Below are 7564 nucleotides of genomic sequence, written 5' to 3'. Positions count from 1 at the left end.
AGTTGTATTGTTTATTTTATTAATCATTATTGGATGCAGTTGCTTCTGCTAAAAAACTATTGGAAAAGGCACCCTTATATGGGCGCCTTTTTGTATATTAAAAACCTCCCTATTTCCGTAGGCAGGCTAAATGTGATTTTGCACAATTGAGTTATAGCAAAATCATTTATATTGAAAGTAATGAAAATTAACTTAGTAATCCTAATACCTTAATAATCTCAATTGTTTTATTATCTTTTATTTTAAAATAAAGCCTTTTCCCTATACGTTCACTAATTACAATATTTCCAAAGGCTAATTTACGCAAATGTTGTACAATCAAATCCTCTGTAATTCTTGTTTGCTTACTTAAATCAGAAACTGACAACGATCCATATGTAATCAATTTACAAACAATTGATAAGCGAGTAGAATTCCCTAATAACCCTAAAACTTTTATACTTTCGGTATAGAAACTAAAATCCATATGAAAAGCATGTAACAGATTTTCCAACCTCCTAAAATAAGATGAATATCAACCAAAATATCTTAACATAAAAATAGTAAAAAACACCCTAAAATATACCAAATATTCATTAAGAAAAATGATACTTGAATGGGAGTCCAATACATATTATTAAAATTAATGTGTATTGGACTTTCCATCCTCAATGAATGGAAAGTAGAGATGCTTCAATTATGTACCGATCTGGAGCGTCTCCTATATAGTCAAAAGGATAACAAGTTGTTAATGTTAATGTTGGCTCACTTTTTTCTACAATAACTGTTCGATCTTCTGAATCTGTTATCCAATGCTTGTTAATTTCATATGTATATGTTTTATTTTCATATTCTACGATAAGTTGGTCATTTCCCTTTAATTCACCAAGCTCGGTAAAAACAGTATCTCTATGTCCACTTAAAACTGTATGACCATTTCCAGATGGTGTAGTAGTTAAGTCACTAACAAACATACCTACACCCTTTTTTAGTACTTTATCATCAGCTCCCCAAAATATAGAGTATTTCTTTTGTATTTTAGGGATAATTAAATATGCTACTTTATCTCCTAACTGATGGTTTACCTTTGAAGCGGGAATTTGTACAGGTTCTTCAGGTTGTAATGAAGTGTCAATCTTTGTCTCTGTCTCTGTTTGATTGATGTTTTGCGTTTCATTTTCTTTAGAAGGTGTGGAGGTCTCATATTGTTTAGCCTCGTTAGTTGTTAACGACTCTGCTGATTGTCTAGCACTATACCATTCTAGAAAATAATAGGAAAAGATAGTAAGTCCAATAACAGTTAAACATAAGCCTATCCATTGTTTTTTATTCACTTTTATCACTCCATTTGAAAACGACAGGATTTCTCCTGCCGTTTTAAGGAACTATTTTATGCGTTTGTCTTTTTACGACGGAACATTAATACAGAACCAGCTAATGCTAATCCTAAGCTTGCTAACATCATTGTAACACCGTTTGATGCTGTATTAGGTAATTTTTCACCTTGTTTTTTCGTTTCTTTTTTCACAACTGTATTAGTATTTTTCTTTGTTTCTTTTGCAGTTGTTTGAGGCTTAGTTTGTTCTTGTGTAGTATTTGTTGTTTGGTTATTTTGTTTTGAATTCTCTTGCTTAGTGTTTTCTTGTTTAACAGGTTCTTGTTTAGTATTTTCTTGTTTAGGTTGTTCTTGAGGTTTAGTAGTTTCTTTATTTTCTGTTGTAGTATTTGTGCTCTTTGGATATTTATAATCTTCACATGGAATGCCGTCTTTATCATTATCTAAACGGTGTGGATCATTTCCAACACCATATCCATTTTGATCCCAGAATGCTTGAGCATCTTGTTGACTTTTAAAATGGCCACAGTTTTTTGTATCATTAGGACTCTTAGCTGCAAATGCAGAAGAACTGTACCCCACTGTTAATAGTGTTACCGCTGTTGCTGAAGCTAATAATTTTTTCATAAATTTCTTTATCCCCCTAAATGGTATGTATTTACATTGAAATATTTTACATTTAAAAATCTAAAAATACAATAATAATTTGTAGATAAATGTAAGATTTCTAGATAATAATACCAAACTGTTAATTCATATATTGTCATATTATGTCGAAAGAAAATAAAAAAAGAGCCAAAGCTCTCTTTAATAACTAATACTAACCATTGTCACTATTCTCACAGTAATATGAATTTGATTTATCACAACAAATATATGTTGTTTGTTGGATAAATAATGGCCTTGATGAGGCGTTAACTGAAGTGGCATTTAACATCCTCAAATAAGAAAGTCCTTGTATCTCCCTGGTGTTAATCTAATTGTTTGTGGAGTTGTGGATTTAAATGGTCTACTAGTCAATGTGACGAACGCAGCAAATACAAAGCTAAAACTAAAACGAATAAGAGTCTTAGTGTGGTTAGTTGTAAAATTTTCAAATAGAGTAATTGTAGAGTTAGGTGGAATTTCAAGACTTGTAAGGTTAGTTTCTGATCCGAAAATTGTAAAGGTCTCTATAAAACTGTTGGTAGAGTTTGAAGAGTTACATGATTATCTTTATTGGAATCAAAATAAGCTTACACATCCAAACTATTGATAATAGCTAATATTTGATGATCTGTCCATTTGCCATTAATCCTTATATTTTCTTTCGCTATACCTTCTTTTTTAAACCCCACTTTTTCTAATACACGAATAGATGCTATATTATCAAGCATCGCTCCTGCTTCAATTCTATGTAGCTTTAATTCCCTAAAAGCAAAATCTACAACAAGTTGAAGAGCCTCTGTTGTATAGCCCTTTGCATTATGCTCCTTATCTAAAGTGAATCCCGTATAACAGCTTTGGAGGTCTCCCCTAACAATTTGAGTTAATGAAATGTCTCCGATCAGTTTATCATTTTCTCTTAAAAAGATTCCAAAAGGGTATACTTGTCCTTCAGCTGTCTTTTTTAATGCTTGTTCAAGACGTATTTTTTGATGTTCTTCTGTATAAAAAACTTCTGGGAGCAACGGGCAAACTCGTTGAAAAAATTCGCGATTTCTAATATGTAAGTTAGCTAACTCGTTGGCATCATCAGTTTTATAAAGCCGAATATAAATGTGCTTCCCTACTAGTTTCATAACATCCCTCCAACATTTTTATATGTCTAATGAGGCAAAAGTATACCGTATACTTTATACAGTTGGCTATTGTCAGGAATCATTTTGCACGAAAGAAAAGACACTCTATATGAGTGTCTTTTCCAATAGTTTTTAGCAGAAGCAAGAAGCTCCAACGATGATTAATAAAATGAATAACACAACTAATAAAGCAAAGCCTCCAGAAAAGCCACAACCGCCACAACTACCACCATAACCCATAATAGTTCCTCCTTTAGATAAGAGGGGAAAACTAAGGTTCACTCATGTATTTTAATGGATTCGTTTCATCTTATGTTTTTCCGCATTGATTGAGCAGGTCCTTTCGAAAACTATTCACATATTAACTATATTTTTAAAAATAAATAATTTAACTATATAAATAGATAGATAAATTAATATAATGTATTAATCCTAAAAGAAGGGAGGAATAGCCATGCAATTAGTTTGTTTTAAAATAGTAAGTGGTCAATATTTCTTATTTGTAGAAGGTATTCAAATTCCTGTACCAATTCCAGCAGTTGCTGCAGCTTTATTAATTGGTTTAGGAGTAATTCCACTTTGTTCTTAATGTAAAGAATTCGGACCATTCCTATCTTTCCATTGGAAAAGCCTCAAGTATATGAATACTTGAGGCTTTCTTTATATCAGAGAAAAAACACCTTACAGCGCTTGAAGATCTCCTGATTTAATTAATGCGGCCGTTACATCATCACCGAAAGTATTGAGACAGAATACTTGCTCGTCTACCTTATCCATCACTGTAACTTCACCTATCTTGCCACCTTGAAGTTTAATAAAATAGTTATGTTCTTCTACAATTTTACTAAAATCTCTATTTGCCCATCTTTCAGTAATTGCTAATAGCTCTTCTTTGTTCTTGAAATTGTTTCCGTTTAGAATGTTTCTTACTTTCTCTGCATTCTTTTTGGACATAGGGGTTGCTCCCTTTCCTTCACACGCTTTTACTTTTTGATGAGTCATGCTATGCATAGCTGAAATAACTTCTTCTTCAGTAGAAGTTACTGTAATGTGAAGTTGTGCATTTGAACCTTTCACTTCTGCTTCATTCGATAGTATGTCTTCTTTATTAACCTCTGCAAAAACATGGTCCTCACTCTTAAGCGGGACTTCAGCAAACTGTAATATTCCATAAGTCATACCAGTTGCAAGTACTACTCCCCCTATAATAGATGCTAGCCAATTCTTTAGCTTCTTATCCATCTTCATTTCCCCCGTCTTGGTTTACATATCTTAACTAAAGAATACCATATTTAATTCCTTTTTATTGAAGAGTCTCTAATTTCTACTATTTAAAAATATTCTCATCGTTTAATGTAATACGATATAATCATTTTATAATACAAAAAAACCCATATTCTCATTCCCTATTTTTTTGGAGGTGATTGTCTTGAATAAAAACATCAATCTACTTCTTCAAATAATAATTGGAATTATAATTATGATTGCACCTATTCTCATAACAGGATCTATATACGATGTCACTAAATCATTTGGTGAACTATTAGTGGCAGAACTTATTATAAGAACACTTTCTCTCATTATTGGACTTTTAGTTATTAGCACAGCTTTGCATCGTTATTCTCAATAATTATTCATGTTCAAAAAATACAAATATTTTACATACCAATTCTTATGTATTAAGACATCAAAAACAAGTGTTACGAAAGAAATATAAAAAGACATCTTTACCTCTTAAAGATGTCTTTTTTATTTAAATCTTAATTCTCGTTCTGTAAAACCCTCGCTGCCTTTACTCCCTCTTTCTCTTCTTTTAAAAACAACGATACGATAAAAGCAACAATGATAAAGACTAACCCTAGTGCAAATGCACCTTGGAATCCAGACGTTAAACCATTTAACTTCTCTACTGGGTCCATTGGATTTGCGGAGCTTTCCATATAGCTAGCTGTTCCTGAAGACATTTTCGAAATAAAGATAGCCGTACCAATTGCACCAGCTACTTGTTGCAGTGTGCTAAACAGTGCTGTTCCGTGCGGATATAAATCTGGTGTTAATTGATTTAAACCGTATGTTTGTGCTGTCATGACAAACATGAGTCCAACCATTAATACGCTATGCATAACAATAATTTTTACCATTGATGTATCAGGAGTAATGCCTTTAAATAAGAACATTGCTATCCCCACTAACACAATACCGGGAACGATAATAACTTTCGGACTAAATTTATCAAATAGTTTACCTGAGATTGGTCCCATTATGGCGCTAATAACACTTCCCGGAAGCATGATGATTCCTGATTTAAAAGCTGTAACGAGTAAAACTGTTTGCAGGAACATCGGTAATAAAGTCATCGTTGAAAATAACGACATCATCACAATGACGATTAATCCAACTGATAATGTAAACATCGGGACTTTAAATGCGCGTAATTCTAAAATTGGATTCTCAATTTTTAATTGTCGGACGACAAAAATACATAATGAGATAAATCCAACAAGTAAAGCGCCATACACTTTCGTATCAGACCATCCTAAATCACCTGATGCACTAAAGCTATACACAAGTCCGCCAAATCCGAGTGTCGATAAAAGGATTGATGGGTAATCTACTTTTGGTCTTGTTAACTCTGAAACATTTTGAATGTACTTCATCCCAATCATAATTGAAATGATCACGATTGGAATAACAATGTAGAATAACCAGCGCCAATTTAATGAATCTACAATTACTCCAGATAATGTAGGACCAATTGCCGGAGCTGCCATCATCACAAGTGCGATTAATCCCATTGTCGCACCACGTTTTTCAGGTGGACAAATGATTAAAATCGTATTCATTAATAACGGTGTAATTAATCCCGTCGCTACTGCTTGGACGATACGGCCGACTAATAAAACAGAAAATGTCGGTGCGAATCCCGCAATTAATGTACCAGCTAAAAACGTTACCATAGCGATCAAAAACATTTGTCTTGTTGTGAGCCATTGCTGAAGTAACGCTGTAATTGGGACTAAAACCCCAACCACCAACATGTAAGCTGTAGAAAGCCATTGAATCGTTGAAGCTGTTACATCAAATTCTTTCATTAATACCGTTAACGCATTACCAAGTAATGTTTCATTTAATAATGCAACCATTGCCCCTAAAAGTAATGCAATTAAAATAGGGGTATGTTTCATATTAGAAGTATCAACTTTGCCACTTGCTGGGCTCTTAGTTGTCATATTCATTTGCAAATTCTCCTCCTGTTTCTTACTAAAAAACTTTAAATACACCAGAACACATGTAATATAATATACATATGTAGATTAAAAAGGGAGAATCAATTTTCAGCCACTGTATATTTAATCTACAAAAAAGGAGAATTGTAGATGAACGATAATGAAAAACAAATTGATTTACGTATTAGACGTACACATAAATTACTATGGGATTCCTTATTTGAATTAATGACACAATCAAAACAGAAATATAGTACGATCACAATTAACCAAATATGTGACCGCGCGATGGTACACCGAACAACCTTTTATAAACACTTTGAAGATAAAGATGCTTTATTAGCATTTGGATTTAAACGATACAGCAAGATGATTGCTGAAATACCCGTTTCAGATCGATTAAGTAAACCATTTCAAGTAATGGAACAATTTCTACACCATGAAGAAATCGGTAAAATATTAGAAACGCAAATGTCTGATGAACAATTTATTAACCGGACACAGTATTTAAGTCACGAAACGAGAAAACAAGAAATAGAAGCGTTACATCAACTGCGCAAAAATCATACGATGCCAAATGATTTAATCATTGATTTTTATTCAGGGGCAATCACCTCATTAAGCGCATGGTGGTTTAAAAATGAAAGAAAAGTTTCTGCTGCTGAAATGGATAGGTATCTCCACCAACTTATTAACAGGGATATTTTTCAGTTTGAAGAGGAATAAGACTACACCTTTTCAATCATGCAATAAAGTGAAACTTTAATCAGTGGGGGGTTTTGTTCATCCCCCACTGATTATCAGCCCTCACCAATCGGACTTTTACGGACAGCCCGACCCCCACCTAACTTCTTTGCTTCCACTGAATTTTGAGGTGGGGGTCTTACTGCCCGTTAAAGCGGGATCAAATTGACCACAAAATAGGAATATGATATATTTTCCGTAGAATACTATATAAGTATGACATCAAATAAAATGGCATATAATAAAAAGAAGAGATGCGCTAACATCTCTTCCTTAACTGCTACCGTATAGGGTGGTGGTTATTACACGTTACTATTTTTTACGAAACCCACCCTTTTGCTTCCTACGGCGCGGAGTGGGTTTTTTGTTGTCCTTATCCAGAAGTTGCTTCCGCAAAAAATACGCTGAAACTTCACGTACAGTCGCTTTTACAAATTCTTTTACAAGGTCAAACAAAAACTCCATATTATCACCCCCTTTCCTTCCAAATGGAAAGA

General features: G+C 33.4%; 13 protein-coding genes. 5 read left to right on the top strand and 8 right to left on the bottom strand.

Annotated elements, in window-relative coordinates; translation table 11 throughout:
- The coding region (locus tag HMPREF2590_RS31280) for a YjcZ family sporulation protein (protein ID WP_141763552.1) at positions 1-52 on the top strand (52 nt) is incomplete at its 5' end.
- A gap of 135 nt (positions 53-187) precedes the next feature.
- Here HMPREF2590_RS31280 and HMPREF2590_RS23940 read toward each other — a convergent pair.
- The 3 genes from HMPREF2590_RS23940 to HMPREF2590_RS23930 all read right to left on the bottom strand — a co-directional run bounded on the left by HMPREF2590_RS23940 (position 188) and on the right by HMPREF2590_RS23930 (position 1942).
- Positions 188-466, bottom strand: coding sequence for an ArsR/SmtB family transcription factor (locus HMPREF2590_RS23940; protein WP_000347623.1), 279 nt, complete (start codon positions 464-466; stop codon positions 188-190).
- A 181-nt stretch (positions 467-647) separates the two neighbouring features.
- Positions 648-1313, bottom strand: coding sequence for a class D sortase (locus HMPREF2590_RS23935; RefSeq protein WP_004418233.1), 666 nt, complete (start codon positions 1311-1313; stop codon positions 648-650).
- Between the two features lie 56 nt (positions 1314-1369).
- Positions 1370-1942 carry an excalibur calcium-binding domain-containing protein gene (locus tag HMPREF2590_RS23930; RefSeq protein WP_004418231.1) on the bottom strand — a complete coding sequence of 191 codons (573 nt, stop codon included), beginning with the start codon at positions 1940-1942 and terminating at the stop codon, positions 1370-1372.
- A 394-nt stretch (positions 1943-2336) separates the two neighbouring features.
- On the opposite strand from HMPREF2590_RS23930, the gene HMPREF2590_RS30505 reads away from it, so the two are divergent.
- A complete protein-coding gene (locus tag HMPREF2590_RS30505; RefSeq protein ID WP_157635234.1) occupies positions 2337-2570 on the top strand; it encodes a hypothetical protein in 234 nt (77 codons plus the stop codon).
- On the opposite strand, the gene HMPREF2590_RS23920 is transcribed toward HMPREF2590_RS30505, so the two are convergent.
- Both HMPREF2590_RS23920 and HMPREF2590_RS29555 read right to left on the bottom strand, forming a co-directional pair.
- The gene (locus HMPREF2590_RS23920) at positions 2551-3096 is read right to left on the bottom strand and encodes a GNAT family N-acetyltransferase (protein ID WP_000779770.1); all 546 of its coding nucleotides are present in this window, start codon (positions 3094-3096) and stop codon (positions 2551-2553) included. The genes HMPREF2590_RS30505 and HMPREF2590_RS23920 overlap by 20 nt on opposite strands.
- Before the next feature lie 132 nt (positions 3097-3228).
- Complete coding sequence (locus HMPREF2590_RS29555) at positions 3229-3336, bottom strand: YjcZ family sporulation protein (RefSeq protein ID WP_000540375.1); 108 nt, start codon at positions 3334-3336, stop codon at positions 3229-3231.
- A gap of 214 nt (positions 3337-3550) precedes the next feature.
- Between HMPREF2590_RS29555 and HMPREF2590_RS30955 the strand changes: the two genes are divergently transcribed.
- The gene (locus HMPREF2590_RS30955; protein WP_001177693.1) at positions 3551-3685 is read left to right on the top strand and encodes a hypothetical protein; all 135 of its coding nucleotides are present in this window, start codon (positions 3551-3553) and stop codon (positions 3683-3685) included.
- A 92-nt stretch (positions 3686-3777) separates the two neighbouring features.
- Here the strand turns inward: HMPREF2590_RS30955 and HMPREF2590_RS23915 are convergent, their stop codons facing one another.
- Complete coding sequence (locus HMPREF2590_RS23915; protein ID WP_050821702.1) at positions 3778-4338, bottom strand: PRK06770 family protein; 561 nt, start codon at positions 4336-4338, stop codon at positions 3778-3780.
- Positions 4339-4525: 187 nt separating this feature from the next.
- On the opposite strand from HMPREF2590_RS23915, the gene HMPREF2590_RS30500 reads away from it, so the two are divergent.
- Positions 4526-4726 carry a hypothetical protein gene (locus tag HMPREF2590_RS30500; RefSeq protein WP_001038824.1) on the top strand — a complete coding sequence of 67 codons (201 nt, stop codon included), beginning with the start codon at positions 4526-4528 and terminating at the stop codon, positions 4724-4726.
- A 130-nt stretch (positions 4727-4856) separates the two neighbouring features.
- Here HMPREF2590_RS30500 and HMPREF2590_RS23905 read toward each other — a convergent pair whose 3' ends face one another.
- A complete protein-coding gene (locus HMPREF2590_RS23905; RefSeq protein WP_003312706.1) occupies positions 4857-6332 on the bottom strand; it encodes an MDR family MFS transporter in 1476 nt (491 codons plus the stop codon).
- Between the two features lie 141 nt (positions 6333-6473).
- On the opposite strand from HMPREF2590_RS23905, the gene HMPREF2590_RS23900 reads away from it, so the two are divergent.
- A complete protein-coding gene (locus tag HMPREF2590_RS23900) occupies positions 6474-7049 on the top strand; it encodes a TetR/AcrR family transcriptional regulator (protein WP_000999272.1) in 576 nt (191 codons plus the stop codon).
- Between the two features lie 330 nt (positions 7050-7379).
- Here HMPREF2590_RS23900 and HMPREF2590_RS30495 read toward each other — a convergent pair whose 3' ends face one another.
- The gene (locus HMPREF2590_RS30495; protein WP_000394754.1) at positions 7380-7532 is read right to left on the bottom strand and encodes a hypothetical protein; all 153 of its coding nucleotides are present in this window, start codon (positions 7530-7532) and stop codon (positions 7380-7382) included.
- Positions 7533-7564 lie beyond the last annotated feature (32 nt).

Source organism: Bacillus sp. HMSC036E02 (assembly GCF_001836235.1).
GTDB lineage: Bacteria > Bacillota > Bacilli > Bacillales > Bacillaceae_G > Bacillus_A > Bacillus_A cereus.
This window is presented reverse-complemented; position numbering and strand designations above follow the sequence as displayed.

Bases quoted from the DNA above. Each gene is read 5' to 3' on its own strand.
- HMPREF2590_RS23920 (WP_000779770.1), bottom strand. From the start codon at position 3,096: ATGAAACTAGTAGGGAAGCACATTTATATTCGGCTTTATAAAACTGAT.
- HMPREF2590_RS23905 (WP_003312706.1), bottom strand. From the start codon at position 6,332: ATGAATATGACAACTAAGAGCCCAGCAAGTGGCAAAGTTGATACTTCT.
- HMPREF2590_RS23900 (WP_000999272.1), top strand. From the start codon at position 6,474: ATGAACGATAATGAAAAACAAATTGATTTACGTATTAGACGTACACAT.
- HMPREF2590_RS23915 (WP_050821702.1), bottom strand. From the start codon at position 4,338: ATGGATAAGAAGCTAAAGAATTGGCTAGCATCTATTATAGGGGGAGTA.
- HMPREF2590_RS23930 (WP_004418231.1), bottom strand. From the start codon at position 1,942: ATGAAAAAATTATTAGCTTCAGCAACAGCGGTAACACTATTAACAGTG.
- HMPREF2590_RS30495 (WP_000394754.1), bottom strand. From the start codon at position 7,532: ATGGAGTTTTTGTTTGACCTTGTAAAAGAATTTGTAAAAGCGACTGTA.
- HMPREF2590_RS30955 (WP_001177693.1), top strand. From the start codon at position 3,551: ATGCAATTAGTTTGTTTTAAAATAGTAAGTGGTCAATATTTCTTATTT.
- HMPREF2590_RS23940 (WP_000347623.1), bottom strand. From the start codon at position 466: ATGGATTTTAGTTTCTATACCGAAAGTATAAAAGTTTTAGGGTTATTA.
- HMPREF2590_RS29555 (WP_000540375.1), bottom strand. From the start codon at position 3,336: ATGGGTTATGGTGGTAGTTGTGGCGGTTGTGGCTTTTCTGGAGGCTTT.